We start from the raw sequence: 26118 nt of genomic DNA on the forward strand, positions 1-26118 counted from the left end.
AGCCATGTCCGAACCGTCTTTAAATTTTGCACAAAAAGGCATTAAACCTGTTAGCAAACTGATCGTGTTGTCCATTGTCAGTATTGCTTTGATGATGCTGGATAGTCGTTATTCGGCTGTGCAACATGCTAAAGGGTATGTGGCAACTGTGCTTTATCCGTTGCAATGGTTGGCCAACCAACCGGTGCAGTTGTATCGATATACGAATGGTTTTTTACAGTCGCAAGTCAATTTAATGGCGGATAACCAACGTTTGGTAGCTGAAAATGGCCGTCTGAAAACATTACTTAGCCAAGCTGAATTACACCAGCGGGAATTGGGTGAGTTGAAAAAACTGCAAGGTTTGCAGCAAAACGGTATTCAGGCAACAGGCAGTGCAGAAGTTATTTCCAATGGTAAAGATCCTCTGTCCGACAAATTGATTTTGAACAAAGGCAGTCAAAGCGGTTTGCGAGCCGGAGATGCGGTCATTGATCAAAACGGTTTGATTGGACAAATAACGCAAGTGCAATCGCTTAGCGCCGAATTAACATTGATTACCAATAGCAAAATGGTTATTCCCGTTATGGTCGCCAGAACAGGGGAGCGAAGCCTTCTTTATGGAAATGGCGGCACAGTGAATTTACGTTATTTTCCTGCCGATGCTGATTTGCGACCTAAAGATATTTTAGTTACTTCGGGTTTGGATAGTGTATATCCGGCAGGAATTCCCGTAGCGGAAATTCAGCAAGCAGTAAAATCTTCCGGCATGCCGTATTACCGGGTTTCACTGATGCCGTTGGCTGCATTTAGAAGCAGTAAATACGTATTGACTTTGCCGCAGCAAACACCGCCCCTTCAATTATCGACACCGCCAGTAGAGCGTAATCCTTAGTCTGCATCATGACTGATTTTGAAGATTTTCATAGCCGTGTGCCAAAACGCATTGTCATTTCCAGCTTCATTGTTGTCATGTTGCTGGATTTTATGCCGTTTCCGTTTGAAGTGTTTTTTTGGCTACCGGAATTTACCGCACTGATTCTGCTTTATTGGGCACTTCATCGACCTCAGCTTATAGGGGTAGGTGCGGCCTTCCCGATCGGTTTATTGATCGATATAGGTACCGCAGCTCCTCTCGGAATGCATGCATTGTCTTATATGTTGATGGTATTTATTATCCAGCAACGACAAAGGCAGATTGTATTATACAGTTACGGCTTTCAAGCTGTTGCGGCATTAGGAGCGTTGTTTTGTAACCGTATAGTATTGGCACTTATACGGTTGTTGCAAGATCATCGATTTACCGATTTGCCCGGCTTTATCGCGCCTTTTGTCGGGGCATTACTGTGGCCGTTGTTAAGCAAAGTCATGCTCACGATTCTCAATTCACGTCGTCTCCGCTGATGAAAACACTCCGTCAATATCGTGAACCCACACCGGATACAGCAACCAGCCAAAGAGATTATCTCCTGCGGCTGGTTGTGGCATTTGCATTAATCGTGGTTCTTTTTATGGTGTTACTGGGGCGTTTTGTTTATCTACAAATATTCAAACATGAAGAATATGTGGTTAAAGCCAATACAAACCGCATTTCTTTAGTACCAACCGCTCCAATACGGGGGCAAGTTGTTGATGTAAACGGTGTAGTGTTGGCACATAATTATCCTGCCTATTCACTTGAAATAGTTCCAAGCCAGCTGGAAGGCAAAATAGATGACACGATAGAAGCATTGCGCCGTTATGTGGAAATTACCGATGGTGATTTGAAGCGTTTCAAAAAATTTCGTACAGAGTTTCGCTCTTACGAAAATATCCCGCTTAAACTTAAGTTGCGACCCGAGGAAGCGGCAAGATTGGCTGCGCAGCTCTATCATTTTAAAGGTGTCGAAATCAATGCACGTACGTTCCGCGAGTATCCCTATCCTGAATTGACGGCTCATTTTCTCGGGTATATCGGCCGAATTAGTGATCGTGATCAAAAAAAGATTGATGAAGATAATTTAACGGCTCTGTATCGGGGAAGCACCCATATCGGTAAATCGGGACTGGAAAGTTTCTATGAACGCCAGCTACACGGGTCTCCCGGTTATCAGGAAGTGGAAAAAGATGCTTATGGCAATGTGGTTAGGATATTGAAAACCGTGCCTTCTAAAACCGGACAAACATTGCGTTTGGCGATGGATATCCGTATGCAGCAAGAGGCAGACCGTCTTTTAAGCGGTCGAAGAGGAGCGATTATTGCTATCGATCCGCAAACTGGCGGAGTGCTGGCATTTGTGTCTAAGCCTTCATTTGATCCTAACTTATTTATTGACGGTATTGATGCTGAAAACTGGAAACGGTTGAATGAAGATTGGGAGCGTCCATTAATTAACAGGGTTACCCAAGGACTGTATCCTCCGGGTTCCACATTTAAACCTTTCATGGGCATGGCTTTACTGGAAAGTGGAAAAATTACTCAAGATACCATAGTACCTGCTCCCGGAGCTTGGAGTATTCCCGGGTCCCGTCATTTGTTTCGGGATTCAGTACGGCGCGGACATGGTTCTGCCAATTTAAGTAAAGCGATTCAAGTGTCTTCGGATACATTTTTCTACCGTTTGGGATACGAATTAGGTATTGATAAAACCGTTCCCTATTTAGCTGAATTCGGCTTGGGAGATCAAACAGGTATTGATTTGCCGCATGAGTACAGAGGCGTATTGCCATCTAGAGAATGGAAAGCCAAACGTTTCGCCAAAGCCAAGAGTGAGTCTGCACGTATATGGAATCCGTCCGAAATGGTTTCAGTCAGTATCGGGCAGGGTTATAACGCGTATACGCCCTTACAAATGGCCCATGCTACTGCATCATTAGCTAATAACGGGGTAGTATACCGACCTCATTTGGTAAAAGAGTTGCTAAACCACGAACGTCGCGAGATTACATTGATTGATCCTAAACCGGTACGTACCATTCCGTTTCAGCAGAGTAACTTTGAATATATTAAACAAGCTATGGCCAAAGTATTGCAACCGGGTGGAACGGCACACCGCATAGGTTACGGTATGCCGTATAGCATGGGAGGGAAAACTGGCACGGCACAAGTAGTACAGATTAAGCAGGGGCAGAAGTATAATGCTGCCTCACTTGCCGAACAACACCGTGACCATGCTTGGTTTATTTCATTCGCTCCGGTCGAAAAGCCACAAATTGCTATTGCCGTTTTGCTTGAAAATGGTGGTTGGGGGGCAAGCGCTGCACCGTTGGCTCGAAGTTTAACGGATTTTTATTTATTGAAATTGAAAACAGGGCAAGATATGCCGATAGGCATGCCTGCCGCCATTAAGGAGAAGCAAGCAGAAGATAATGCGTCAACAGCAGCGAGTGAACCTATTGTAAAAAATCCTGTTCCATCTGTTTTTCAGACGGCCTATGATGCTGTGAAAGCCCAGTCGGCATCCGGAGCTATAAAATGAATATAAATGAAGAAACTATGTTGGGGAAAATTAGGCGCATTATCTGGGAGCCTATGGATCCATGGCTGTTCTACGCTATGTTGGCCATTTATATCATGAGCCTGTTCTTGTTGTATTCTGCTGATGGGCAAGCAATTGATCAGCTCGAAAATAAAACCATTCATACAATATTGGCTTTTATTTTACTGTGGTTTATCGCCCGTGCACGTCCACAGGTTTTGGCATCTTTTGCTCTGCCAATGTATGCAACCGGTGTGATTTTGTTGTTAGGCGTGCATTTCTTCGGTGTAACAGTTAATGGTTCCACCCGTTGGCTGAATATCGGTATAGGCCGTATTCAACCGTCTGAGATCATGAAAATAGCATTGCCGATGATGGTGGCTTGGTATTTTCAAAAATATGAAATGTCGCTACGTTGGTATCACTATTTAGGTGCATTAATGTTGGTATTGGTGCCGGGGGCGTTGATTTTAAAACAACCCGATTTAGGTACGGCTACATTAATTATGGCATCCGGTTTATTCGTTATTTTTTTTGCGGGATTGCCATGGAAAGTTATTTTTACTGCCATCATCGGTTTTATGGCCGCATTACCGTTAATTTGGAATTACGGCATGCATGATTACCAGAAAACCCGAGTGATGACCTTGCTTGACCCTACGCAAGACCCTTTAGGTGCCGGCTATCATATCATTCAATCCATGATTGCTATCGGTTCTGGTGGTATTTGGGGAAAAGGGTGGCTAAATGGCACGCAAACCCATTTGGACTATATTCCTGAAGCAACTACAGATTTTATTTTTGCAGTTTATGGTGAAGAATTCGGTTTAATCGGTAATGTTTTATTGTTGGTAATTTACCTGTTAATCCTCGGACGCGGTTTATATATTGCAGCTAAAGCACCTACACTTTATAGCCGTACGCTGGCCGGTGCATTAACGATGACATTTTTTTGTTATGCTTTTGTGAATATGGGCATGGTCAGTGGTATTCTACCTGTAGTTGGTGTTCCACTGCCATTGGTTAGCTATGGTGGCACAGCAACATTATCGATTATGGTGGTGCTGGCATTATTGATGAGTATAGGCAATCAACGCCGTAATTAAGATATGACGATAATAAAAGGATACACACGATGGGACTCGAAATCGGCAAATTAATACTTGCCTTTATGGTACTGATTAACCCGTTTGGCGCATTGTCGATTTATTTAGACTTAACCCGTAATCTCAGCACTCGAGAGCGCCGTAAAGTTGCACAATTAGCCTCATTAACGGTCTTGATTGTAATCACAGCATTTACTTTGACTGGCGGGGTAATTCTAAAGTTGTTGGGTATTAGTGTCGGCTCATTCCAAGTAGGTGGCGGTATTTTGGTATTGTTGATTGCTATTTCTATGATGAATGGCGGTAATAATCCGGCCAAGCCGGATGTAGGAACCGAGGAAAGCAATGACATTACTATTCAGCCCAAACAGATGCAAAATATTGCTGCTATTGCAGTAGTGCCATTAGCTATTCCTATGATGATAGGTCCGGGGGGGATTTCTACGGTTATTATCTATGCGTCGGCGGCTAAAGGTTATTGGGATATTCTTTCTATTCTTGCTGCAGGCTTAATTATTAGTTTGATTTGCTTTACTGTATTAATGGCTGCAATTAGTGTGAGTAAATGGCTGGGAGATACCGGTTTAACTATTCTTAACCGTATCATGGGCATGCTGTTGGCGGCAGTTTCTATTGAAATTATTGTTGCCGGGGTGAAGGGATTGTTTCCGCAACTGGTAGGGTAGGTTGAAATAATAATTTTAATAATTAATAATTTAGTAGTGCCCTAAATACAAACGTTTATCCATATAATATACAAAATACCCGGCTCCAGAGCCGGGTATTTTGTATATATCAAAGCTTATGATGAAATTGAAATAATCAGCTTCCCATGAGTTTCAAGCGTTGGCCTGGGGTAACTGAACGGGTGTTACGATTCCAGCGACGGATATCATTAACATCAACATTAAAGCGAGTGGCAATAGTATTTAACGTATCGCCTTTACGTACAGTATAGGACACATTACGTACAGTATTACGTTGCACAGGAGCTGCTGTAACTTTCAAAAGTTGACCCTTGCGGATACTGTTGCCCTTGATATTATTTACAGTAATCAAGTCAGCTACGCTCAAGTTATAGCGTTGGGAGATATTGAATAAAGTATCACCTGCAGCTACACGATGGGTAGTCGCCGATGCAACTTGTTGTGCCGCAGCATTGGCACGAGCCAAACGTGCTTCGGTACGTTGTTGCTGCTTGGTTCGGCTAGCAACGATACGGTCAATTCTCGCTTTAGTAACAGTTTCTTCTTCCAATTGAGTAAGCGTATTTCTAATACGATCAATAGCATTAATACGATCTTGTTCAGTATCATTCACTAAAGCCATTAATGCATCTTCAGAAGATTCAGCGGCTACCGGAGAGCGGTTAGGCAATGATAAAGGCTCAGATATTGCCAGATCTATAGGTTCAGATGGAGTAGGTTCAGGAGCCGGTGCTGCTGATGTTTGAGTAGGCAATGGCAGGGGTTCTGCTACAGCCAATACGCTTTCCTGAATATTTTTAATTTCAGTTTTATTTGTTACTGCAACAGCCGAATTTTCAGGAGCTGCATTTTTTGCAATGAGAGATGCAGCTATAGAGATCGGAGCAGAAGAAGCAGTGATACGGGTTTCAGGAGAAGCCTTTGGTTTATTTGATAAGATTGCAATTGGAGCCGATTTAGATTCGGATAGCTTGATATCATTGGCTGCGAGAGTAGTGCGGCCAACAGCATATTGCAGTGATGCAGTATTTTCGCGATAGCTATCAGGAGTGAGATTGTTATTTCCACCTGCACGAACATAATTAAAACCGTTGTTTTTTTTGGTGCTACCTTTTGCAACCAATAGATTGCGTCCGTTAGCTAAAGAATTTCGGCTTGTATTATTCAGCCGCTTGAGCTCTGCAACACTCATACCCGCTTCGGCAGCAATTTTGCTTAACTTGGTTTTTCCGCCTGCTGTGTATAAATCCCAAGAAATCAAAGTCTCAGGTTTGGCATTGCGGTAATTTTTCTCGAATGTAGAGGTTGCATGAACAGGCAGCAACAGTTTACGGTTTGCTTTGGGAACAAACACAGGAGCATTGAATGCAGGATTGAGAGCTAAAAATTCACTTTCGCTAATATTGGCTAGACGGGCGATTGCACTTGTATCAATCGGCTTGTCAATGCTAATGGTTTTAAAGTAGGGTTTGTTCTCAATTTCACTTAACCCCATACCGAAAGCTTGCGGGTTTTTTACGATATTGCGAACGGCCAACAGTTTGGGTACATAATTGCGGGTTTCCGCAGGCATACGCAAATTCTCATACACGGGAGCCAAGCCTTGGGCTCGTGCACGGTTGATAGCGCGGCTTACGTTGCCTTCGCCCCAGTTGTACGCGGCCAGAGCTAATGACCAGTCCCCAAACATGCGGTGGAGATATTCGAGATAATTTAGTGCGGCATTGGTAGCTGCATAAACATCATGACGGCCGTCGTATAAGGCGGTACGTTCCAAACCAAAATGGCGGCCGGTAGCAGGCATAAATTGCCATAAACCGGATGCGCCGACATGTGATTTGGCTTTGGTAATAAATGCGCTTTCAATAAAGGGCAGCAATGCAATTTCGGCAGGCATATTGCGTTTTTTAACTTCGTTCGCAATATGGTACATGTAGGGTTTGCTGCGATTGATTGTGCGGTCGAAATAAGCGCGACCTGCAGAGAACTTGCTCTCATGGCGACGTACAAGCTCAGAATTGACTTCAGCCATGCGGAAATCTTTACGCATGGCACTCCACAAGCTGCCGGATGCGAGGTTTTTTTGTTCTTGGTCGAGCAGTGATGAGTTCAAGCGCATCATCGCCATCCCTACTTGGTTGGAAGGAGCGGCGTGGCTATATGCCGCGCCTGAAACCGCCGATACGCCGGTAACGGCTAAGGCTATAGATTTTAATTTGGCCATAGTCTTGAAATATACTGTTAATAGTGATTTTGAATGTAATGGATAGTAATGTCTGAATGAAATATCGTCAAGATGTTACTAAAAAAAATATTTGAAATAATTTAAATGTTTACTATGTAAATCATGCCGTATGAAAAGATTTTTTACGGTATAAATTTATGGCGGTATGATTATATATTTTGAAAAATAGGCTAAATTATATGGCGGGCAAGGTTTTTGAGAAATGGTTTACGGATACTCCAGTAGGGCGCTATACCGCACATCAGGAGCGTTGTTTTTTTTCACACAGTTTGAAAAGCATTCAAGCCAATACGACAGTTCAGACCGGAATGGCCGAATGGCTTGTGCCGTCTGAAAATACGATATGTATAGGACGCGATGTTTTCATGGAGACATCGGCGTTCGCTTGGGAAGACGAATCGATTGATTTGCTATTGATGCCTCATGCGCAGGAATGTTGCGTTGAACCTGAAATTTTGGCAATAGAGGCATTCCGCGTTTTAAAGCCGGAAGGGAAAATCGTGCTTACGGGATTCAACCCTCATTCATTATGGCATTTCAGCCGTTGGTTCGACGGCAACAGGCTTCCTGAAAAACGAAAATGCCGCTCGTTGCACCAAGTGAAACAACAATTCAAATCGTTGGGGTTTGAAATAGAGGGAGGGCAATTCATGGTGTATGTGCCTCCCGTAAATCATGAAACTGCATTGAAATGGTTGGGCTTTATGGAGTTGGCAGGAAACCGCTGGTGGCCTGCAGGTGCGGCGGTTTATGGTTTGGTTTTGGTGAAACGGGTAGTAGGTGTGCGGCCTTTGCAGGAGTATGAGCAGGTGCTGGAAAGTGAAGGTGAAGTAGCTTTGGGCATCGCCAAATTGAAACTATAACAACCGGTAGTTTAAAAGGCCGTCTGAAAGTTTTCAGACGGCCTTTTTTAAAATTTAAAACAGGCTGACAATACCTAAAACAGCCAGTGTCAAAATAATGGTAAGCGCGCAACCGACTTTGGCCACCACTCCGATAATAAAACCGATAAACGTGCCGATACTTACTTTTCCGGCCGACCATAAATCTTTACGTGCCCAGAACTCTCCGAGGGCTGCACCGATTAAGGGGCCGAGCAGCAGACCGGGCAGTGAGAAAAATGCACCGACAATGCCTCCGAAAAATGCTCCCCAAATGGCTGTTTTGCTTGCTCCGGTAAATTTGGCACCCAACATGCCCGCTACATAGTCTAAAGCCATGCCTGCGGCAGCAACGACTCCCAAAAAAATCAGCGTGCCGGTGCCGATGATTTGATAATCGCCTACATAGGCAAGTATCCAAGCGCCTGCAAACATTAGTCCCAAGCCGGGAATGGCCGGATAAATTGTGCCGAGCAAACCGGCCAGCAAAGCAATCAGACCGAGAATAATTAAAATGGTGGTCATGTAAGTTGTCCTTATTTCAAAAGGCAAAGCGGATGAGTGAATGATATTTTGGGCAAGGTCGGATAAAAGTCAAATCTCTTAAGGCGCTTTTGATCTTCACTCTTTCGGTTTGCTTGCCAAAATATTGATGACTTTTTTCGGAGTAGGCATTTCCACCCTGATTTCATTGTTATCGTCTTCGAGGCCGTCTGAAAAGCGTTGGGGCACGGTTTCGCGGTCGAAGGCCAAATCACCGCCGTGTTTCAATTTCTGCCCGCGTTGCAGGCCGGCAAAGTCAAACAATTCGGTATCGGCCAAATGCGACGGCACGACATTCTGCATGGCCGAAAACATAGATTCGATGCGGCCAGGAAAACGTTTATCCCAATCTTGCAGCATTTCTTTGATCACTTGGCGTTGCAGGTTGGGCTGCGAGCCGCATAGGTTGCAAGGAATGATCGGAAACTGCTTCAATTCTGCGTAGCGTTCCAAATCTTTTTCCTTAACATAGGCAAGCGGGCGGATTACGATATGTTCGCCGTTGTCGCTTACGAGCTTGGGCGGCATCGCTTTGAGTTTGCCGCCGTAAAACATGTTCAGAAACAAGGTTTGCAAAATATCATCGCGGTGATGGCCGAGTGCAATTTTGGTGCAGCCGATCTCTTTGGCTACGCGATACAGCACGCCGCGGCGTAAACGGCTGCACAGCGAGCAAGTGGTTTTACCTTCTTCGATAACGCGCTTAACCACGGAATAAGTGTCTTCTTCGACGATTTTATAAGGAACGCCGATGCTTTCGAGGTATTCGGGCAGAACATGCTCTGGAAAACCGGGCTGTTTTTGATCGAGGTTTACGGCAATCAGCTCGAAATCAACTGGCGCGCTGGCTTGCAATTGCCGCAAGATGTCGAGAAGGGCGTAGCTGTCTTTGCCGCCGGAAAGGCAAACCATGATTTTGTCGCCGTCTTCAATCATATTGAAGTCATTGATGGCATCACCGACGGCATGGCGCAGACGTTTGTTTAATTTATTGTTTTCGAATTCGTGTTTTGATTTTTTAGACATTTCGGTAAAGCAGGGCAAACGGATAGGAAAGGGCAGAATTGTACCTGAAAACTTTCCGGTAATGTTCGGCATCCATTTGCAGGCCGTCTGAAAAATGACAGCCCCTGTGAATATAAGCTAGAATGGTTTAACAATTGTAATGACAATGCAATCAGGCATGAATCACTTTTCTTTCAATATAGTAGGTTGGCGGGCGGTTAGCCGTTATTTTTCCGAACGCGCACAATGGCAGGCATGGGTTTCAGACGGCCTGACCGGTGATGAAACCGAATACAAACCGGCGCTTTCATTTTTACCGGCGATGCAGCGCCGGAGATTGGGCGCATCTGCACGGCTGATGTTTGACGCTGCGTGGGCGTTGGCGGAGCAGACTGAAAACTGTCCGTTGGTATTTGCTTCGCACGACGGCGAATTGAACCGCAGTTTCGAGTTGTGGCTGGCTTTATTGAAAGAAGGCGACGTATCGCCGACCTCGTTCGGCTTGTCGGTGCATAATGCGCTGGCCGGGCAATGGTCGATGTTGCGCGGCGATATGAGTGAAAATACCGCTTTATCGGTACAGCTTGACGGCTTGGAAACCGCTTTGGCCGAAGCATATGCGCTATTGTGTGAAGGAGCGGAACAGGTGTTGGTTGTTTTGGCAGACGAGCCGCTGAAACCCGAATATACGGTTGAAGCCAAACGCGCGCCGTTTCCTTATGCTTTGGCAATGCTGCTGGAGAAAGGCGGGGACTATACCGTGTCGATGATGCCGTCTGAAAACAACTGTTTGCAGCCGGTCAAGCAATATTACGGTGCTTTAGATTGGATACGTTTCATGCTTTCAGACGGCCTCGAGCATACTCAGAACTACGGTTCCCGCCGCTGGCTGTGGCAGAAGCGGAAATGAACAGTTTGAATTGGTTGCGCCGCTTTCTGGCCACGCTGTTCGGTTTCGTGCTTTTCGGCGTGGCCGGAGTGATGTTTAAAATCGTTTTACTGCCTTATACGTTGAAAAGCACCAAAGGCGATATCGGAAGGCAGCTGAAAGCACGGCGGCTGGTGGGGAGTATTTGGAAAATTTTTGTGCGTTATGCCCAAATTTCCGGTGTGTTGGATGTGAAATTCGACGGCTTGGAAAAACTCGGCAGACCGGGGCAGTTGGTATTGGCAAACCATCCGTCGTTATTGGACGTAGTATTGTTGATCAGCCATGTACCGCAGTTGAACTGCATCGTAAAAAAAGATTTATTGAACAACCCCGCCATGAAAAGCCCGATTCTCGCCGCAGGTTATATTCCCAACGATGAATCCATGGAAATGCTGGACGAAGTGGATGCCGTATTCAAAAGCGGCCAAAGCCTGCTGATTTTTCCCGAAGGCACGCGCACAAAGTGGGACGGAAAAATCAAACTGCATCGCGGCGCAGTATCCATAGGCTTGCGCAGTGCTGTGGTGATTACGCCCGTTTGTATCAAAATGAGTCCGCCGAATTTCAAAAAAGGCCAACCTTGGTATAAAATCCCACCACACAAAGTACATTATGAAATTACCGTCGGCGAAGACATCAATCCGCAAGATTGGCTTACCGAAAAACCGCTGCCGATAGCCGCCCGGCGGTTGAACGATTATTTACAAGACTATTTCACACGGAAAGCAACATGAGTTTAGAGACACAAATCAAACAACTGATTATCGACAGCTTGGGTTTGGAAGACATCACCGCAGCCGATATCGAAACCGATGCCCCGCTTTTCGGCGACGACGGCTTGGGCTTGGATTCGGTTGACGCTTTGGAATTGGGTTTGGCCGTACAAAAAGCCTTCGGCTTTCAAATGGACGGCGAACAGCAAAACCTGCGCGAACATTTCGCCAGCGTGCAAACATTGGCCGATTTTGTCCGCAGCCAGCAACAGGCTTAAAGGAGCAACGATATGACAGAACAGGAAATCCGCCAAATCTTGACTGATGCACTGGTTAATCTGTTTGAAATCGAGTCCGAACGCATCCAACCCGAAACCAATCTCTATGAAGATTTGGAGATTGACAGCATTGATGCCATCGACCTGATCGATTACATCAAACGTCAAACCGGCCATAAACTGCTGGCGGAAGACTTCCGCAGCGTACGCACCGTCGAAGACGTTGTACAGGCCGTCTTAAAAAAAAGCACGGCTGAATAAACGTGAAAGCGGCAGGGCAGATACTGCTGAGCCTGCTCAGCATTGCATACCCGTTGTTGTGGTACTACGGCCGCGACAACGGCGCATTTTTTTGGCTCGCCGCCTTAATGTGCGGCCTTTGGCTGGCCCGTGCCGTTATCCAGAAAACCCGCGCGCAGCGGGTTGTTTCATTGATATTGGCTGCTTTTTTCGCCGCCGTTCTGCTTTTCAGACGGCCTGACAGCATGTATTGGTATCCCGTGGCCGTCAGCGCCTTGATGCTTGCCGTATTCGGCGGCAGCCTCTTTGCCAAACAGACCCTTATCGAACGTCTCGCCCGCCTGCAACATCCCGATTTGCCGTCCGAAGGCGTGCGCCATACCCGCCGTGTTACCCAGATTTGGTGCGGCTTTTTTATCCTTAACGGCAGCATTGCCGCTCTGCTTGTATACATAGAGAAATTCGACTGGTGGGCGCTTTATACGGGGATTGTGTCTTATGTATTGATGGGGCTGCTGTTTGCTGGGGAATGGGTTTATCGGAAAGTGGTCTTGAAGGGTTGAAGGCCGTCTGAAAACGAAATTTTTGTCATGATATTTGAAAACCTACAATATCTAGTTGTAGATGTAGCTTAACAAAAAGTGTTGAAAATTTAAGTTCTCAATTTGCTGCCTAAACGGTAAGTATTTTGGAAAATGGTTTACATTAAAGAAGAAAATGAAAAACTGTTGTTTATTTAATTTGATTGAGGAAACGTTATGTCTAAACTGAATATTTTATTGGCATTTATCCTAACTGGATGCACTACGACTTCAGGGATTCAACCGATCGAAAAAAGTATATCAAAATTTGATACAGCTATGATTTATAAGGGAAAAGAAACCATATTGAATGTTAATGAAAATAAAGATCAGGAATATCGGATTTTTCATCAAGGGGCATCAGGATTTACTCCTCCAACAGCGATAAGAAATAGTGCAGAAAAAAGAGCAAAAGCCTTTTGTAGTCAGCAAAACAAGGAGATGAAAGCAATTAAAGAAAGAACATCTGTACCACCTCATGTTTTAGGGAATTGGCCTAGAATTGAAATTATTTTTATTTGTGTGGAATCAAATCATGCAAATGTAGACAGTTATTCTGATGATAAAAAATATGACCAACTAGTAAAATTGAAAAAATTGTTGGATCAAGGCGTACTTTCTGAGCAGGAATTTAATAAAGAAAAAGCAAAAATATTAGGTCATTAGCAAAAATATTATGAATAACCTAACCCAAATCCTATCCCCAACTCTCCCACAAACCACTCTAATCGCCACTAACCCCGATTGGATACGTGCGGACTTTAACCATGCTGTTCTCTACCTTTCAGGCCGTCTGAAAGAGCAGAATGTGCAAACCGCCGCATTATGGTTTGAAGATGCGGCATTGTTCGCCTGTGCCGTATTGGCTGCTTGGCATGCCGGAGTGAAAGTTTTATTGTTGCCCAATCTGGCACAAGAAAATGCGGAGTGGGGCGGCTTTGCGGATGTTTGGTTGACGGATGCACCGCATGAAAAAGCGTTTTCAGACGGCCTCCATGCAAATAAGGTTTACGACATTCCCGCTGTGTTAAGCGACATGCCGTCTGAAATCGATCTGCCGGAAAACCGGCAAATTCCCGAGAATGCGGAGGCATATTTGAAAACATCCGGCTCTACAGGCGGGGCGCAGATTATCGTAAAAACGGCCGCCCAAATGCAGGCCGAGGCCTTGGCTTTGGTCGATGTGGTTCCGTTCACGCAAGAAGAAGCCGTTGTGGTCGGCAGCGTCAGCCCGCAGCATTTATACGGTTTTACGTTCCGTTTTGCTCTGCCGCTCACCATGGGCTGGACAATGGAACGGCAACAAAACGTCTACCCCGAAACCCTGCTTGCCGCTACCTCGGCACATCGGCGGGTGGTGTGGATTGCCAGCCCCGCCTTGCTTAACCGGCTGGGCGAGGCTCGAAATTGGCAGGCCGTCGGGCATAAAATTGCCGGCATTGTGTCGGCGGGAGGGGCATTGCCTAAAAGCACTGCCGATTTGCTGGCACAACATGCTGTTATGCCGTTTGAAATCTACGGCAGCACCGAAACCGGCGTAATTGCCTACCGCCGCCATCAAAAGCCGTGGCAACCGTTTGGCTCTGTTTCCATCGGACAAGATAACGACGGCGCATTGTGGGCGGAATCACCGTGGACGGCAGGCCGCCAGCAAACTGCCGATGTTATCGAGCCGCAAAACGACGGCTTTATATTGCTTGGCCGCAAAGACCGCATCATCAAATTCGAAGACAAACGCGTATCGCTCACCCGTATCGAGCACGATCTGCTTGCTCATAAATGGATTGCCGATGCTCATTGCGGTCTGCATCCGCAACATAAACGGCTGGCCGTTTGGGCGGCATTGAATTCAGACGGCATTCAGGCGTTAAGGGAACAGGGCAGGGCAGCGGTATCGGCCGCATTGAAGAAACATCTCGCCGTCACACAGGATACCATCGCCTTGCCGCGCTACTGGCGTTTTGCTGCATCTTTGCCGCGTAATGCGCAGTCGAAAATTACTACCGTCGATTTTCAGACGGCCTTTACCGAGGCATTAACCGCTCCCGAATGGCAACAGAGGCCGTCTGAAAATGACGGAGCATACCGCTTCAACGCCTGCGTGCCGCTCGATTTAAGCTATTTCGGCGGACACTTCGCCAATTTTCCGTTGGTGCCCGGCGTGGTGGAATTGCAATGGGTGCGCGATTTGGCGGAGCGTTTCGAGTGGGGCAGAAGCAGCATCATTCGTGTGGAAAACTTAAAATACCAGCAATTTCTGCGCCCGAATGACGAAGTGTCTGCTGAGCTGAAATACGACGCTGAAAAAAGCAAGTTAACTTTTAAATTGGAAAATCAAGAAGCGGTATGTGCTTCGGGGCGGATTGTGTTTGGGGCGTTTGAGGCCGTCTGAAAAAGAATTACAAATACCGGATTGATAGATGTAGTTTTAATAATTTAAAAACAGAAAATGATGAAAATCCTAGCCCTGATCCCCCATTACAACCATCCTGCCACCGTCGCCCAAGTCGCCCAAGCCATGCGCGGTTTTGGTTTGGATGTGTTGATAGTCGACGACGGTTCGCGCCAAGAATGCAAAGAGGTATTGCAGCAAATTGTTTCAGACGGCATCGAAGTATTATATCGACCTGTAAACGGCGGCAAAGGGGCTGCGGTGAAAAGCGGTCTGAAATATGCCGAACAGCTCGGCTACACCCACGTTTTGCAAGTAGATGCCGATGCACAACATTGTTTGGACGACACGCCGAAGCTGCTCGAAGCGGCTGCGCAACACCCCGAAACGGTTATTTGCGGTTGGCCGCAATACGGCAGCGATGCGCCGAAATCGCGTTTGTACGGGCGCAAAATCACTGATTTTTGGAATATGATCCACACCGCATCTACCGACATCAAAGACGGTATGTGCGGTTTCCGCCTTTATCCGCTCGCCCCCGCATTGGCGGCGATACGCGAAGAATATGTGGGCGACCGCATGGATTTTGACACTGAAATTCTGATACGCCTCTATTGGCGGGGTATCAAGCCGGTATGGATCAAAACGCCGGTGAAATACGAAACCGGCGGCGTGTCGCACTTCAATGCTTGGGAAGACAATGTGCGCATCAGCAAAATGCACGCACGGTTGTTTTTTGAGATGCTGGGGCGGCGGTTGCACGGAAGAATGTGAAAGCAGCCTGTTGGCAGATTTAACAACAACGAAATGCAAAAAAAGTGAAAATTAATTTAATGTCAGGGTTGAATGCCCGACTTTCTCTCTACAATTGAGGCCGTCTGAAAATTATGGCTGATGCTAAAAACCCCGATCACTGGGCTGCCCAAAACGAACGCGGCAGCCGTTTGTTTCTGGCGATAACCACGCTGATGGTGCGCTGGCTTCCTGCATTTTTGATGCAGCCGTGTATCTGGTTTGTGGTGCTGTATTTTTATATTACTGCGCCCAAGCAGCGGCGCAATATCGCCCGCTATCAGGCACGGTTAAAAGCGGCTTTTCCCGATGTGAAGCTGCCTGCCCGTATGCCGGTGTTGAAACAGTTTATCGCATTCGGTCAGGCAATTTGCGACCGTTTTGCCGTGTGGCAGCGCAAAATCCGTTATGCAGATTTGGTGCTGCACGATCCGGACAATGTGTATGCCGATATCGACGACCGCAGTTTGCGCGGGCAGATTCTGGTGTGCTCTCATCTGGGCAATGTGGAAGTGTGCCGTGCATTGGTTTCGCACCATAAAGGCTTTAAACTCAATGTGTTGGTACATAGCCGTCATGCGCAGGCATTTAATGAAGCGCTAACGAAAGCAGGGGCGGATGAAATCCAGTTGATTCAGGTAACGGATTTGGATGCTTCGGTAATGATGGAGTTGCACAACCGCCTCGATCAGGGGGAATGGATTGCTATAGCCGCCGACCGCGTGCCGGTACGCGGTGCCAAAACCGTACCGGTAAGGTTTTTAGGAAAAGAAGCCGATATGCCGCAAGGAGCTTGGCTGTTGGCCGGATTGCTGAAAACACGTGTGAATACTTTGTTCTGCATCATGCAAAACGGGCGTTACCACTTGAAATTACAACGCTTTATCGATTGCTCAAACTGGAAGCGGGGAGAGCGCAATGCAGCCGTAACCGCGGCTGCCCAATCTTTCGCCGACCGTTTGGCGGAAGAGTGCGCCGCCGCACCGCTTCAATGGTTTAATTTTTACGATTTCTGGAAAGACGAAACACATGGCTAAACATGTTTATTGCCGCCATAGCATTGAAATAGAAGTGCCTTTTTTTGATGTTGATGCCATGCATATTGTTTGGCACGGGCATTACGTGAAGTATCTGGAAGTGGCTCGTTGTGCGTTTTTATCCGAAATTGGTTACGACTATACCGAAATGGGGCGGCAGGGCTTCAGTTGGCCCGTAGTGCAGATGAATTTGAAATATGTGAAGCCCGCCCGTTTCGGCCAAAAAATCCGCGTGGATTTGGAGGTGGTGGAAATTGAAAGCTGCCTGCGGATTGATTACACGATTGTGGATGCCGAAAGCGGTATGAAACTCACCAAAGCCGGCACTACTCAGGCAGCCGTATCGCTCGAAAGCGGAGAAATGCAGTTTCAAACCCCTGAAAGTTGGCTGAAAGCAGTTCGGGAACATCACAGCTTTCAGGCCGTCTGAAAATAATATGGCCCGTTTGAATGGAGAAACCGATGATGCTTGCCGATATGCTGAACCACCGCCGTGCCGTACGGCATTACGATGCGGATAAAAAAGTAGACAGCGAAAAAGTGCGTGAATGTTTGCGGTTGGCGCAACTTGCGCCGAGCAGTTCCAATATGCAGCTTTACGAGTTTTACCATATTACCGATCCGGAAACACTAAAGCAGCTTGCCGTTGCCTGTTTGAGCCAAGGGGCGGCAACAACCGCACCGCAAATGGTGGTGTTTGTTACCCGTCAGGATTTATACCGCGAGCGTGCGCGAACCGTGTTGGATTTCGAGCGCGGCAATCTCAATCGTAACAGCCCGCCCGAAAAAGTACCCGGCCGTCTGAAAAAAAGTGAATTTTATTACGGCAAACTGTTGCCGTTTATCTATGCACGCTGTTTCGGCTTGCTCGGGCTGCTGCGTAAAATTCTTACCCTCAGCGCCAGCCTGTTCCGCCCGGTTGTAGTGGATGTTTCCGAAGCAGACGTGCGCACGGTGGTTCATAAAAGCTGTGGTTTGGCAGCGCAAACTTTTATGCTGGCCATGGCCGAGCAGGGCTACGACACTTGCCCGATGGAAGGGCTGGACAGCCGTATGGCCAAACGCATTCTCAAATTACCGCGCGGTGCCGAAATCAACATGATTGTGGCTTGCGGCATACGTAAAGAGGGCAGGGGCATTTGGGGCGAGCGCTTCCGTTTGCCGTTTGAAGATGTTTACCGTGAAATCTGATTTTAAAGGAACATAATGAGAAAACTGATATTTACTGCCGCACTAAGCCTATTCAGCCCGCTGATTTGGGCTTTTGGTACGGCGGATTTGGCTCAAACCCTGCAAAAACCCGATAATGTACAAGGAGCCTTTACCCAGCAACGTTATTTAAAATCGTTGACCAAGCCGATGACAACCAATGGCCGGTTTGTGCTGCTGCCGAAAAAAGGCCTGCTGTGGCATATGCAAAAACCGTTCGACAACCGTCTGCGCGTACGTTCAGACGGCATCACGCAATGGAACGGAAAAAATTGGACAACGGCAAACCCGAGTAAAATGAGCGGACAATCGCAGCAAATCAAACTGTTTTTAGACTTATTGGGTGGCAATACAACCGGTTTGGAAAAACAGTTTAACCTGCAACTTTCCGGCACCCAGCAAAAATGGATGCTGCGTTTAGACCCGAAAACCGCACTGATGAAACAGATTTTTACCCGTATCGACATCAGCGGCGACAATGTGGTTCGCCGTATTGAATTGGATGAAAAGCAGGGTGATAAAACTGTTATGCTGTTTGAAAATGTAAAAACCGGTCAAACTTTAGATGAATTCGCAAAACAGGCGTTACAGTAGAAACCGTTGACATATTCGGGTTCGAAAAAGGAGACTTTATGAATAAATTGATGACTTTACTGGCTGTACCTGCAATCGTGATCGCTGCCCCTTGTGCTGCCGCACAAACCACCGGGCATCCTTCGCAAGTGCAACTGCAACAGAATATGGATACCGTATTGCAGATAGCACGGAATAAATCATTGAACGAGCAGCAGAAAATCAAACAGATCGAACGCTATGCCAACCGTTATCTGGATTATCAGCGCATTTCCGCATTGGCGGTCGGTTTACCATGGCGGCAATTTACGCCCAAACAAAAAACCGACTTCATTGATGCGTTCAAAGAAATGATTATCGGCATGTATTCCCATTCTGCGTTGTTGGGTGCCGAAGATGCTCAAGTTAAACTATTGCCGAAGTTTGTTGAAAACGGCAAAAATAAAGTGGATGTGTTTACCGAAGTGCGCACTAAAAACGGTAAACAATACGAAGTGGCATATCAACTGTATCAAGTCGGTTCGGTATACAAAGTCTATAATATCCGTGTGGACGGAGTGAGCTTGGTTACAGTTTATCGGAATCAATTCAATGAGTTGATCAAACAAAAAGGTGTTGACGGCACAATTGAAGTGCTGCGCAACAAAGGTTTGAAGAAAGCTGAATCCTTAAGCTGAGTCTTTAATCAGAGTACTGCTTATTAAAAGGCCGTCTGAAAAGATTTTGAATCAAATTTTTCAGACGGCATTAAAAACCCCTTGCTTTTACAAGGGGTTTTGTTTAGGTAATGTAAACCAATCTGATTAAACGATTTCAGCTTTGGTAATCACAACCGCATCTACCGGTACGTCGGAGTGATAGCCATGGTTTTTGGTTTTCACACCTTCAATGGCATCCACCACATCTTGGCCTTCCACCACTTTACCGAATACCGCATAGCCCCAACCGTGCAGGCTCGGCTCGGTATGGTTCAGGAACGTATTGTCTTTAGTGTTAATGAAAAATTGCGAAGAAGCAGAGTGGGGCGCTTGGGTGCGCGCCATTGCGATAGTGTATTTATCATTCTTCAAGCCGTTTTGGGCTTCATTCTGAATCGGAGCGCGACCGGCTTTTTCTTTCATGTTTTCATCCATGCCACCGCCTTGAATCATGAAGCCTTTGATCACGCGATGGAAAATCAGTCCATCGTAGAAACCGTCTTTAACGTATTGCTCAAAGTTGGCAGCAGTAACCGGTGCTTTTTCGTGATCCAGCTCAATGCCGATGGTGCCGAAATTGGTGTGCAGTTTAATCATGGAAACATTCCTTTCGTTGGTTATATGAAATATCAGCCGAGGCCGTCTGAAAAGGTTTCAGACGGCCTGTTGTTCAAATTAATTTTGGAGATCGAGCCAACGTTCCGCATCCAAAGCGGCTTGGCAACCCGAAGCTGCACTGGTAATGGCTTGGCGGTAAGTAAAATCTTTTACATCGCCTGCGGCCCAAACACCTTCAATATTGGTAGCGCCTACGTTATCGCTGCCTCCGCCTTTGGTTTTCAAATAACCGGCTTCGTTCATGTCAAGCTGACCTTTGAAAATATCCGTATTAGGCTGGTGGCCGATAGCAATAAATACGCCTTTTACCGTAATTTCTTCGGTGTGGCCGTCATTAAACTTCAAACGCGCGCCGGTAACACCGTTGCTATCGCCGAGCACTTCATCCAAATGTGCATTCAATTTCAAGATGATTTTGCCTTCTTCCACGCGCTTCATCAGTTTATCCACCATGATTTTTTCGGCACGGAAAGAGTCTCGGCGGTGGATAAGGGTAACGGTATTGGCGATATTGGCCAGATATAAGGCTTCTTCAACCGCCGTATTTCCTCCACCAACTACTGCCACATCTTGTTTTTTATAGAAAAATCCATCACATGTAGCACATGCGGAAACACCTTTCCCCGAGAATGCTTCCTCACTCGGCAAACCCAGATATTTGGCCGACGCTCCGGTAGCGACAATCAAAGCATCACAAGTATATTCGCCCATATCACCTTTGAGTGTAAAAGGGCGGTTTTGTAAATCTACGGTATGAATTTGGTCGAAAATCATTTCCGTACCAAAACGTTCCGCATGTGCTTGAAAACGTGCCATCAATTCAGGGCCTTGCACGCCGTCGGCATCGGCGGGCCAGTTATCCACCTCGGTAGTCGTCATTAACTGACCGCCTTGGGCAATACCGGTAATCAGGGTAGGTTGGAGATTCGCGCGTGCGGCGTATACCGCAGCAGTGTAACCGGCAGGGCCGGAACCGAGAATAATCAATTTGCTATGTTTGCTCATGCTTTTTCCTTGTTTTCTATCAGTTTTCAGACGGCCTCAAATGAAAAAACAGCTGTCCGAATAAGTAAAACAAAGCCGTTGAACAATATTTCAAACGGCCTCAGATTCATTTAACGGCGGCGGCCAAAACCACTGCGGCGAGCCGGTTTGCGGTAATTAGGCTGTGCTTTGTTGGTTTGGCGATAAGTTGGTGCGGCTGCTTTATTTTGTGCAGGAACTGTTTTCGTATTCAATTGTTGGCTGGTGCGGCGTTGTGCCTGAGCCGATTGGTAATAATTGGCCTGAGCACGACGCACGGCAGGGGTATCGGCTTTGGCTTTTTGAAATTTGTTTGCTAAAGCATTGCCGATAAACGCTCCGGCGGCAGCTCCAATCAAACTTTGCAACAGCCAACTGCCGGTGGATTGATCGTAAATATATTGTTGGCCGTCTTTGCCTGTTACAGGTTCGCCATTATTGCCATTAGCCAAAAATTCAGCGGGAATGGTTTCCTGAACCGCACTGGCAGCCAGTTCATAAACAGTATTGTCTTGCTGACTATTTTGCTGCGCAAGTTGTTGTTGCAAAGCTTCGATTTGTTTTTGCTGCTGTTCAAGTTGCGCTTGAGTATTGTCTTTACAGGCAGTAAGTACAAATGCAGATAAAGCTGTTAAGGCAAGAATTCGTTTCATTATTGTTCCGTATAAGCTAGATAAACAGAGATAAAACGGCAATGTGGCCGAGATTTCCAATGAAATTCAATATGGGGGAATACATCATTTTATCAAGAATCAAAAAATAGAATTAGGATTTAAAATTCATATCGGTTTTGTTGTGGGAAAGTTTAATAAATTTTTATATTCATTTATTCGCATAATCATAATTATGTTAAATTATTGCTATGAATATTTAACTGCATCTCTGAAAATCGGTTTAAATGATCAATCTTCAGAGATGCAGTTCAAATTTCAAATCAACTATTGCAACGGCTTCATATGCATCACTTCCATCAGGAAGTTGGTAAATGCCGGATTAGAAGGTTTGTTTTTCATATTGGGCCAACGTTGTTTCCAGCCTTTCAAAGCATTCTGGATATACAATTTAGACTGTTCGGTAGTAATGGCACCGCGTTGACTATCTACTGCAGAACGCAGATAAACTTCATACATGCTGTCGTCTACAGAATTACGCCCAACTTGTTGAATGCGGAAACGGTTGAGATATTGTGCCGCTTGCACTTTGGTAAGCTGCCCTTGACTTACTTGATAGCTCAAACGGGTGGCTTCATCGCGAATTTTGGACACATCCGTCCAATGGCTTGCAGCCAAGCGATAACTTTCCGACGGTTGCTTTTTCACATTCGTCGGGCGAACCGGCACTTCTTTCAACGTCGGCATGTAAATGGTTTCACAGCCGGCAAGTGCCCCCAATAAGAATAAGAGTGTGATATGCTTTTTCATATCACACATTATAATCAGATTTAACAGATAATCCAACAATCAATTACAGGCATTTGCATCACATTAGCTTGTTTATACAGAAAAGGCCGTCTGAAAACGGCCTTTGAAATATCATGGAAATACTATGCTAAATCGGCAAACAATGGTGTGGAAAGATACCGCTCGCCATAAGAAGGAATCAGCACGACAATCAATTTATCTTTATTTTCAGGTTTTTTTGCCAATTCCAAAGCGCTCCATATCGCTGCGCCCGAAGAAATACCGACCAAAATGCCTTCTTTTTCAGCCACTGCACGCGCAGTTCCAAATGCTGCTTCATTCGGTACTTTGATAATTTCATCATACACTTCAGTGTTCAAAATGCTTGGCACAAACCCTGCTCCGATACCTTGAATAGGATGCGGCCCCTTCTCCCCTCCACTCAATACAGGCGATGCTTCGGGCTCTACTGCCACAATTTTTACTTCGGGCTTGCGTGCTTTCAAGACTTCGCCTACTCCGGTAACTGTGCCGCCGGTGCCCACGCCAGCTACAAAAATATCTACTTGTCCGTCGGTATCGCGCCAGATTTCTTCAGCGGTGGTTTTACGGTGAATCTCAGGGTTTGCTTCATTGTCAAACTGGCGCGGCATGAAGTAAGCTTCCGGATTTTCATCCACCAGAGCCTGAGCTTTGGCGATCGCTCCGCCCATACCTTCTGCGGCGGGAGTTAGGATCAATTCCGCTCCGAAAGCACGCAACAGCATACGGCGTTCTTTGCTCATACTTTCAGGCATAGTAATAGCCAATTTATAGCCGCGCGCAGCACATACCATAGCCAAGCCGATACCGGTATTGCCGCTGGTGGCTTCTACAATAGTGGTATTTTTATTAACTTTGCCGGCTTTTTCTGCTGCTTCAATCATAGATATGGCAATACGGTCTTTAACACTGCTGCCCGGGTTGAAAAACTCCAATTTGGCAACTACGCGACCGGGCAAACCTTCGCTTAAGCGATTCAGTTCTACCAGCGGGGTATTGCCGATTAAATCGGTAATATTATGTGCGATGTTCATGTTTTTGCTCCTAGAGGAAGTCAATAAATTTCGATAGGCCGCATCTTACAAGTTATGCCGTCTGAAAAACCAATATCTAATTTTTCTTTCTTTATAACTTTTGGTTGTATGGTTTTGCTTTCAGACGGCCTACTTTACTTTAATAGCGTATCTGTAAAACAGCTATCAACACACAGGCCGTCTGAAGAAACAAGGCAAGCAATAAGCCGAGCTTCAATTGGCTGCTGCTGAAGCGGTTTGCCCGCTCACGCATGATGTAACTGCGGTGCAGATAGAAAACGCTCATGATAACGGCCTGCATACCGAACCAATATAAGGGTTTCAACACATACATCTGTAAGAGTGCAGGAAATACATACGGTGTAATGCCTACCGGGAAACGCGACCATACTGCAAGCGCCAACATTGCAAATACGATGCTCATCAGCATCCCGCTTACGGCGAACAGGCTTAAAAAGCTGTTACCGCCTTCGGCATGCCACATTGTTTTTTCGTCAGGGATTTTTTTCCAGCGGTTCACGAAGAAAAACAAGCTGGCTAAGGTGATGTAGAAGTGAGGAATATACAGTGTAATCAGATGGGTAATGCCCCAAATACCCGGCATCAGACGGGAGCCGACAGTGCCGAAACCCAACCATAAAAGGATACTGCCCCACATCCATTGGAACTCGCCGGCTTTATAAGTTGCAGTAAAAAATATGGATATATAAGCAGCTAAAATCCATAAATCCAAACTTACAGCCATTTAACGGTAGCCCATAATGCGTGACAATGCCGTTCCGATCGCTTCGGCCATCCGTTCAATCCACTCTGTTTCCAAATCTTCGGCAAAACGATTTACATCTGCATCGGCAGCCAGCAGTACCGCTCCCGTTTTGTTTCCGATAGGTACGGGCAGTTGCAAGAAACTTTCCGGCACAATTTCGCTTTGGGGTAGTAAATTCCTCATTTCTTTGCTGATTTTATTGCCCAGAACAGGTCTTTCCAATGCTGCAATTTCCGAACGCGCTTTATGGCCGGCTACCAATATTTCTTCCGGAATTCGTGCTTTGTTTTTGGGTTCTGCAACCAATGCCAACTTAAATTGGCTTATCCCGAAACCGTCTTTCAAGACTTGATATAACGCCTGTACCAACTGGCCGATTGTATTTGCTTTCAGTAATTGCAAATCCAATGCCAATAAGCGTTCAACCGTTGCTCTATTAACTTCTGAATCAGCCAACATGTTTTCAAGCTGGCCGGCCATTTTATTGATTTTTAACTGGGATGCTGCAAGCTGTGCTTGTGCGAAAGAACGGACTTTTTCATCCCGCAAGCGAATGCCCAATTCATCGGCATGCTCCGCCAGAAAGTCAGGATGAGCTTTTAAAAATTCTAAAATGCTTTCTTTATCCATATTAGTATTTCAACTCACCTTCAAAAACGGTTTCAATAGGGCCGGTCATTGTTACATCGCTACCCTCTTCCCATGTTATATATAGGTCGCCACCGGACAAGCTGACGCATATCGGTTCTCCCGCATCCAATAGCCCCAAACGGATACCTGCTACTGCGGCGGCACATGCTCCGGTGCCGCATGCCTGCGTTTCTCCCGTTCCGCGTTCATAAACACGCAAGCGGATATGCCGTTTATCCAATATCTGCACAAAGCCGACATTCACGCGCTCGGGAAATTGTTCGTGCGATTCAATGATTTCCCCCCAGCTCTCCACCGGTGCGGTTTCTACATCTTCTACTACTATAACGGCATGCGGATTCCCCATGTTTACACAACTTACCGGAATCGACTCCAAACCGGCCAATACGATATGTGTTAAAGCATCCGCTGCTTCTCCTGCAGCAGGAATAAACGGTATTTCAGACGGCATGAAACGCGGTTTTCCCATATTTACCGAAACCAACCCGTTTTCCGCCAAACGGGGTACGATCACGCCATGTGCCGTTTCAACAACGATTTCATGCTTATCTGTTAACCCTTTATCGAGCACAAAACGTACGAAACAACGTGCTCCGTTGCCGCACTGCTCTACTTCGCTACCATCCGCATTAAAAATACGGTAGCGGAAATCTACCGCATCGGAATCTGCTTTTTCCACCAGCAATAATTGGTCGAAACCGACTCCGAGGTGGCGGTCGGACCAAAGGGTTAACGGTGCTTCTTTAGGGTTGAATGACTGGTTGATACCATCTATTACCATGAAATCATTACCCAAACCATGCATTTTGGTAAATTTGAGCGTTTTCATTGCCTTTTCCTTCAAGCAGACTCTGTATTCTCTATCTATTAAGATTTTAAGACGGCCTCCATATGCCGAAGATAAATCGAAGGCCGTCTGAAAACCGAAAGATTTTACACCATATCACTATGATTGTTTCCTGTTTTGCAGTTCGTATGCCGAAAGCTTTGATAAATATGCTGACAATAATCTAAAGAAATATAGGAAAAAAGAAAATATGAACTTCGTCGTTGTACAAAAGAGACAAGCGGCAGTTTAACAAGATAATCGGTATTTTATTATTTTTGAAAGTAGTATGGTCAAAACAAAAAATAGAAAAATATATAACTCTATGTTTATAAACAATTATTAAATAAAAATATCCCTTCTCTCAAAAAAACGGATTGGTGTTCCCCA

General features: G+C 46.0%; 30 protein-coding genes. 19 read left to right on the forward strand and 11 right to left on the reverse strand.

The features are described 5' to 3' along the window. Nucleotides 1-4 precede the first annotated feature (4 nt). The 5 genes from mreC to Q0X97_RS02925 are packed head-to-tail and all read left to right on the forward strand — an operon-like array spanning nt 5 to nt 5229. A complete protein-coding gene (gene mreC, locus Q0X97_RS02905) occupies nt 5-874 on the forward strand; it encodes a rod shape-determining protein MreC (protein WP_302065590.1) in 870 nt (289 codons plus the stop codon). Between the two features lie 8 nt (nt 875-882). Then, nucleotides 883-1383, forward strand: a complete 501-nt coding sequence (mreD, locus tag Q0X97_RS02910; protein WP_302065589.1) for a rod shape-determining protein MreD — start codon at nt 883-885, stop codon at nt 1381-1383. Beyond that, the gene (gene mrdA / locus Q0X97_RS02915) at nt 1383-3437 is read left to right on the forward strand and encodes a penicillin-binding protein 2 (RefSeq protein WP_302065588.1); all 2055 of its coding nucleotides are present in this window, start codon (nt 1383-1385) and stop codon (nt 3435-3437) included. Before mreD ends, mrdA begins: the two co-directional genes overlap by 1 nt. Continuing rightward, nucleotides 3434-4543: a rod shape-determining protein RodA gene (gene rodA, locus Q0X97_RS02920; RefSeq protein WP_302065587.1), complete on the forward strand. Its 1110-nt coding sequence runs from the start codon at nt 3434-3436 to the stop codon at nt 4541-4543. The genes mrdA and rodA overlap by 4 nt, the downstream gene beginning before the upstream one ends. A gap of 29 nt (nt 4544-4572) precedes the next feature. Then, nucleotides 4573-5229 carry a MarC family protein gene (locus Q0X97_RS02925; protein WP_302065586.1) on the forward strand — a complete coding sequence of 219 codons (657 nt, stop codon included), beginning with the start codon at nt 4573-4575 and terminating at the stop codon, nt 5227-5229. A 136-nt stretch (nt 5230-5365) separates the two neighbouring features. On the opposite strand, the gene Q0X97_RS02930 is transcribed toward Q0X97_RS02925, so the two are convergent. Beyond that, nucleotides 5366-7474 (reverse strand): LysM peptidoglycan-binding domain-containing protein, encoded by a 2109-nt coding sequence (locus Q0X97_RS02930; RefSeq protein ID WP_302065585.1) that lies wholly within the window; start codon nt 7472-7474, stop codon nt 5366-5368. A 200-nt stretch (nt 7475-7674) separates the two neighbouring features. On the opposite strand from Q0X97_RS02930, the gene Q0X97_RS02935 reads away from it, so the two are divergent. Continuing rightward, complete coding sequence (locus tag Q0X97_RS02935; protein WP_302065584.1) at nt 7675-8358, forward strand: class I SAM-dependent methyltransferase; 684 nt, start codon at nt 7675-7677, stop codon at nt 8356-8358. A gap of 54 nt (nt 8359-8412) precedes the next feature. Here the strand turns inward: Q0X97_RS02935 and Q0X97_RS02940 are convergent, their stop codons facing one another. Further along, entirely contained in the window at nt 8413-8901 is a 489-nt protein-coding gene (locus tag Q0X97_RS02940) for a DUF456 domain-containing protein (protein ID WP_302065583.1), read from the reverse strand. Between the two features lie 96 nt (nt 8902-8997). Continuing rightward, on the reverse strand, nt 8998-9945 hold the full coding sequence (gene ttcA, locus Q0X97_RS02945; protein WP_302065582.1) for a tRNA 2-thiocytidine(32) synthetase TtcA: 948 nt from the start codon (nt 9943-9945) through the stop codon (nt 8998-9000). A gap of 145 nt (nt 9946-10090) precedes the next feature. Here ttcA and Q0X97_RS02950 point away from each other — a divergent pair, with 145 nt between their 5' ends. The 13 genes from Q0X97_RS02950 (at nt 10091) to Q0X97_RS03010 (ending at nt 19347) form a co-directional block, all read left to right on the forward strand. Continuing rightward, nucleotides 10091-10834, forward strand: coding sequence for a beta-ketoacyl synthase chain length factor (locus tag Q0X97_RS02950; RefSeq protein ID WP_302065768.1), 744 nt, complete (start codon nt 10091-10093; stop codon nt 10832-10834). After that, nucleotides 10831-11589, forward strand: coding sequence for a 1-acyl-sn-glycerol-3-phosphate acyltransferase (locus tag Q0X97_RS02955; RefSeq protein ID WP_302065581.1), 759 nt, complete (start codon nt 10831-10833; stop codon nt 11587-11589). The genes Q0X97_RS02950 and Q0X97_RS02955 overlap by 4 nt, the downstream gene beginning before the upstream one ends. Further along, the gene (locus Q0X97_RS02960; RefSeq protein WP_302065580.1) at nt 11586-11846 is read left to right on the forward strand and encodes a phosphopantetheine-binding protein; all 261 of its coding nucleotides are present in this window, start codon (nt 11586-11588) and stop codon (nt 11844-11846) included. The genes Q0X97_RS02955 and Q0X97_RS02960 overlap by 4 nt, the downstream gene beginning before the upstream one ends. 12 nt (nt 11847-11858) lie before the next feature. Next, complete coding sequence (locus Q0X97_RS02965) at nt 11859-12107, forward strand: acyl carrier protein (protein ID WP_302065579.1); 249 nt, start codon at nt 11859-11861, stop codon at nt 12105-12107. Between the two features lie 2 nt (nt 12108-12109). Beyond that, a complete protein-coding gene (locus Q0X97_RS02970) occupies nt 12110-12649 on the forward strand; it encodes a hypothetical protein (RefSeq protein ID WP_302065578.1) in 540 nt (179 codons plus the stop codon). A 195-nt stretch (nt 12650-12844) separates the two neighbouring features. Beyond that, nucleotides 12845-13333, forward strand: a complete 489-nt coding sequence (locus Q0X97_RS02975; RefSeq protein ID WP_302065577.1) for an SHOCT domain-containing protein — start codon at nt 12845-12847, stop codon at nt 13331-13333. A gap of 10 nt (nt 13334-13343) precedes the next feature. Beyond that, entirely contained in the window at nt 13344-15059 is a 1716-nt protein-coding gene (locus tag Q0X97_RS02980) for an AMP-binding protein (RefSeq protein WP_302065576.1), read from the forward strand. A gap of 60 nt (nt 15060-15119) precedes the next feature. Continuing rightward, nucleotides 15120-15833 carry a glycosyltransferase family 2 protein gene (locus tag Q0X97_RS02985; RefSeq protein ID WP_302065767.1) on the forward strand — a complete coding sequence of 238 codons (714 nt, stop codon included), beginning with the start codon at nt 15120-15122 and terminating at the stop codon, nt 15831-15833. A gap of 113 nt (nt 15834-15946) precedes the next feature. Continuing rightward, a complete protein-coding gene (locus Q0X97_RS02990) occupies nt 15947-16888 on the forward strand; it encodes a glycosyl transferase family 2 (protein WP_302065575.1) in 942 nt (313 codons plus the stop codon). Continuing rightward, nucleotides 16881-17318 (forward strand): thioesterase family protein, encoded by a 438-nt coding sequence (locus Q0X97_RS02995; RefSeq protein WP_302065574.1) that lies wholly within the window; start codon nt 16881-16883, stop codon nt 17316-17318. Before Q0X97_RS02990 ends, Q0X97_RS02995 begins: the two co-directional genes overlap by 8 nt. 20 nt (nt 17319-17338) lie before the next feature. Further along, on the forward strand, nt 17339-18079 hold the full coding sequence (locus Q0X97_RS03000) for a nitroreductase family protein (protein WP_302065573.1): 741 nt from the start codon (nt 17339-17341) through the stop codon (nt 18077-18079). Between the two features lie 15 nt (nt 18080-18094). Continuing rightward, on the forward strand, nt 18095-18691 hold the full coding sequence (locus Q0X97_RS03005) for an outer membrane lipoprotein carrier protein LolA (RefSeq protein WP_302065572.1): 597 nt from the start codon (nt 18095-18097) through the stop codon (nt 18689-18691). A 38-nt stretch (nt 18692-18729) separates the two neighbouring features. After that, nucleotides 18730-19347, forward strand: a complete 618-nt coding sequence (locus Q0X97_RS03010) for a phospholipid-binding protein MlaC (RefSeq protein ID WP_302065571.1) — start codon at nt 18730-18732, stop codon at nt 19345-19347. Between the two features lie 126 nt (nt 19348-19473). On the opposite strand, the gene Q0X97_RS03015 is transcribed toward Q0X97_RS03010, so the two are convergent. From Q0X97_RS03015 to dapF, 8 genes are all read right to left on the reverse strand, one after another. Beyond that, on the reverse strand, nt 19474-19965 hold the full coding sequence (locus Q0X97_RS03015; protein ID WP_302065570.1) for a peptidylprolyl isomerase: 492 nt from the start codon (nt 19963-19965) through the stop codon (nt 19474-19476). Between the two features lie 78 nt (nt 19966-20043). Further along, a complete protein-coding gene (trxB, locus tag Q0X97_RS03020) occupies nt 20044-20991 on the reverse strand; it encodes a thioredoxin-disulfide reductase (RefSeq protein WP_302065569.1) in 948 nt (315 codons plus the stop codon). Between the two features lie 110 nt (nt 20992-21101). Beyond that, on the reverse strand, nt 21102-21662 hold the full coding sequence (locus Q0X97_RS03025) for a hypothetical protein (protein WP_302065568.1): 561 nt from the start codon (nt 21660-21662) through the stop codon (nt 21102-21104). Between the two features lie 285 nt (nt 21663-21947). Then, nucleotides 21948-22439: a prokaryotic membrane lipolipid attachment site family protein gene (locus tag Q0X97_RS03030; protein ID WP_302065567.1), complete on the reverse strand. Its 492-nt coding sequence runs from the start codon at nt 22437-22439 to the stop codon at nt 21948-21950. Between the two features lie 113 nt (nt 22440-22552). Beyond that, nucleotides 22553-23485, reverse strand: a complete 933-nt coding sequence (gene cysK / locus Q0X97_RS03035; RefSeq protein WP_302065566.1) for a cysteine synthase A — start codon at nt 23483-23485, stop codon at nt 22553-22555. Between the two features lie 139 nt (nt 23486-23624). Further along, nucleotides 23625-24230 (reverse strand): hypothetical protein, encoded by a 606-nt coding sequence (locus Q0X97_RS03040; RefSeq protein WP_302065565.1) that lies wholly within the window; start codon nt 24228-24230, stop codon nt 23625-23627. Next, entirely contained in the window at nt 24231-24881 is a 651-nt protein-coding gene (locus tag Q0X97_RS03045; RefSeq protein ID WP_302065564.1) for a DUF484 family protein, read from the reverse strand. Between the two features lies 1 nt (nt 24882). Beyond that, nucleotides 24883-25731, reverse strand: a complete 849-nt coding sequence (gene dapF, locus Q0X97_RS03050; RefSeq protein ID WP_302065563.1) for a diaminopimelate epimerase — start codon at nt 25729-25731, stop codon at nt 24883-24885. Between the last annotated feature and the right edge of the window lie 387 nt (nt 25732-26118).

Source organism: Neisseria sp. MVDL19-042950, from assembly GCF_030504625.1.
Lineage (GTDB): Bacteria > Pseudomonadota > Gammaproteobacteria > Burkholderiales > Neisseriaceae > Neisseria.

Bases quoted from the DNA above. Each gene is read 5' to 3' on its own strand.
- mreC (WP_302065590.1), top strand. From the start codon at position 5: ATGTCCGAACCGTCTTTAAATTTTGCACAAAAAGGCATTAAACCTGTT.
- mreD (WP_302065589.1), top strand. From the start codon at position 883: ATGACTGATTTTGAAGATTTTCATAGCCGTGTGCCAAAACGCATTGTC.
- mrdA (WP_302065588.1), top strand. From the start codon at position 1,383: ATGAAAACACTCCGTCAATATCGTGAACCCACACCGGATACAGCAACC.
- rodA (WP_302065587.1), top strand. From the start codon at position 3,434: ATGAATATAAATGAAGAAACTATGTTGGGGAAAATTAGGCGCATTATC.
- Q0X97_RS02925 (WP_302065586.1), top strand. From the start codon at position 4,573: ATGGGACTCGAAATCGGCAAATTAATACTTGCCTTTATGGTACTGATT.
- Q0X97_RS02930 (WP_302065585.1), bottom strand. From the start codon at position 7,474: ATGGCCAAATTAAAATCTATAGCCTTAGCCGTTACCGGCGTATCGGCG.
- Q0X97_RS02935 (WP_302065584.1), top strand. From the start codon at position 7,675: ATGGCGGGCAAGGTTTTTGAGAAATGGTTTACGGATACTCCAGTAGGG.
- Q0X97_RS02940 (WP_302065583.1), bottom strand. From the start codon at position 8,901: ATGACCACCATTTTAATTATTCTCGGTCTGATTGCTTTGCTGGCCGGT.
- ttcA (WP_302065582.1), bottom strand. From the start codon at position 9,945: ATGTCTAAAAAATCAAAACACGAATTCGAAAACAATAAATTAAACAAA.
- Q0X97_RS02950 (WP_302065768.1), top strand. From the start codon at position 10,091: ATGCAATCAGGCATGAATCACTTTTCTTTCAATATAGTAGGTTGGCGG.
- Q0X97_RS02955 (WP_302065581.1), top strand. From the start codon at position 10,831: ATGAACAGTTTGAATTGGTTGCGCCGCTTTCTGGCCACGCTGTTCGGT.
- Q0X97_RS02960 (WP_302065580.1), top strand. From the start codon at position 11,586: ATGAGTTTAGAGACACAAATCAAACAACTGATTATCGACAGCTTGGGT.
- Q0X97_RS02965 (WP_302065579.1), top strand. From the start codon at position 11,859: ATGACAGAACAGGAAATCCGCCAAATCTTGACTGATGCACTGGTTAAT.
- Q0X97_RS02975 (WP_302065577.1), top strand. From the start codon at position 12,845: ATGTCTAAACTGAATATTTTATTGGCATTTATCCTAACTGGATGCACT.
- Q0X97_RS02980 (WP_302065576.1), top strand. From the start codon at position 13,344: ATGAATAACCTAACCCAAATCCTATCCCCAACTCTCCCACAAACCACT.
- Q0X97_RS02985 (WP_302065767.1), top strand. From the start codon at position 15,120: ATGAAAATCCTAGCCCTGATCCCCCATTACAACCATCCTGCCACCGTC.
- Q0X97_RS02990 (WP_302065575.1), top strand. From the start codon at position 15,947: ATGGCTGATGCTAAAAACCCCGATCACTGGGCTGCCCAAAACGAACGC.
- Q0X97_RS02995 (WP_302065574.1), top strand. From the start codon at position 16,881: ATGGCTAAACATGTTTATTGCCGCCATAGCATTGAAATAGAAGTGCCT.
- Q0X97_RS03000 (WP_302065573.1), top strand. From the start codon at position 17,339: ATGGAGAAACCGATGATGCTTGCCGATATGCTGAACCACCGCCGTGCC.
- Q0X97_RS03005 (WP_302065572.1), top strand. From the start codon at position 18,095: ATGAGAAAACTGATATTTACTGCCGCACTAAGCCTATTCAGCCCGCTG.
- Q0X97_RS03010 (WP_302065571.1), top strand. From the start codon at position 18,730: ATGAATAAATTGATGACTTTACTGGCTGTACCTGCAATCGTGATCGCT.
- Q0X97_RS03015 (WP_302065570.1), bottom strand. From the start codon at position 19,965: ATGATTAAACTGCACACCAATTTCGGCACCATCGGCATTGAGCTGGAT.
- trxB (WP_302065569.1), bottom strand. From the start codon at position 20,991: ATGAGCAAACATAGCAAATTGATTATTCTCGGTTCCGGCCCTGCCGGT.
- Q0X97_RS03025 (WP_302065568.1), bottom strand. From the start codon at position 21,662: ATGAAACGAATTCTTGCCTTAACAGCTTTATCTGCATTTGTACTTACT.
- Q0X97_RS03030 (WP_302065567.1), bottom strand. From the start codon at position 22,439: ATGTGTGATATGAAAAAGCATATCACACTCTTATTCTTATTGGGGGCA.
- cysK (WP_302065566.1), bottom strand. From the start codon at position 23,485: ATGAACATCGCACATAATATTACCGATTTAATCGGCAATACCCCGCTG.
- Q0X97_RS03040 (WP_302065565.1), bottom strand. From the start codon at position 24,230: ATGGCTGTAAGTTTGGATTTATGGATTTTAGCTGCTTATATATCCATA.
- Q0X97_RS03045 (WP_302065564.1), bottom strand. From the start codon at position 24,881: ATGGATAAAGAAAGCATTTTAGAATTTTTAAAAGCTCATCCTGACTTT.
- dapF (WP_302065563.1), bottom strand. From the start codon at position 25,731: ATGAAAACGCTCAAATTTACCAAAATGCATGGTTTGGGTAATGATTTC.